General features: G+C 61.7%; 1 protein-coding gene. It reads left to right on the top strand.

From position 1 onward, the window contains the following. On the top strand, positions 1-1,057 hold a 1,057-nt coding region (locus AC2VOP_RS18670), incomplete at both ends, for an acyltransferase domain-containing protein (RefSeq protein WP_486962348.1).

Here is a 1,057-nt window from a genome sequence, read left to right as displayed (position 1 = left end):
GTCGCCCGGGTGCGGGCGTGGTGACAGGTCGGGCTACCTCGGGCGGTAAGACCGTGTTGGTGTTTCCCGGACAGGGTTCGCAATGGGTGGGCATGGGGGCAGGACTTTATGAGCAGTTCCCGGTGTTCGCTGAGGCGTTTGACGTGGTGGCCGATGAGTTGGATCGGCATCTGCGCTTGCCGTTACGCCAAGTGATGTGGGGTGACGACCAGGGCCTGCTCAATAGCACAGAGTTCGCCCAGCCGGCGTTGTTTGCCGTGGAAGCGGCGCTGTTTGCGTTGTTGGGGCACTGGGGTATTGGCCCGGAGTTCGTGATAGGTCACTCAGTGGGCGAGATCACCGCGGCATACGTGGTCGGGGTGTTGAGTCTTGAAGACGCCGCAGTGGTGGTGGCGGCCCGGGGCAAATTGATGCAGGCGTTGCCAGAAGGCGGGGTGATGGTTGCAGTAGCTGCCCGTGAGGACGAAGTGCTGCCGTTGCTGGCTGATGGGGTGGGTATTGCAGCGATTAATGCGCCGGGATCGGTGGTGATTTCTGGTGCAGAGATAGCAGTGGCCGATGTTGCGGATCGGTTGACCCAGCAGGGCCGGCGGGTGCACCGGTTGGCGGTGTCGCACGCGTTTCATTCACCGTTGATGGAGCCGATGCTCGATGAATTCGCGCGCATCGTCTCCGACATCACTGTGAATCCCGCACGGATTCAGGTGGTGTCGAATGTGACGTCCGAACTGACTGGGCCCGATTTTGGGTCGGCGCAGTACTGGGTTGACCACATCCGCCGACCAGTACGTTTTGCCGACAGTGTGCAGTCGTTGGAGTCGATGGGAGCTACCCGATTTATCGAGGTAGGCCCCGGGGGTGGCTTGACATCCTTGATCGAGCAGTCACTGTCGTCGGCTACGGCGGTGATCGTGCCGGTGCTGGTAAAGGACCGACCCGAAGCGGCCTCGATGATGGGCGCCGCGGGCCAGTTGTTCGTTGCGGGGGTGGGGGTTAATTGGCCGGCGGTGTTTGATCACTTACCGGCTCAGCGGGTGGTTTTGCCGACGTATGCGTT

The sequence above is a fragment of the Mycobacterium sp. TH-M106 genome, from assembly GCF_057473765.1.
Note: the sequence above shows the minus strand (reverse complement) of the source record. Positions and strands in the feature narration are given on the sequence as shown.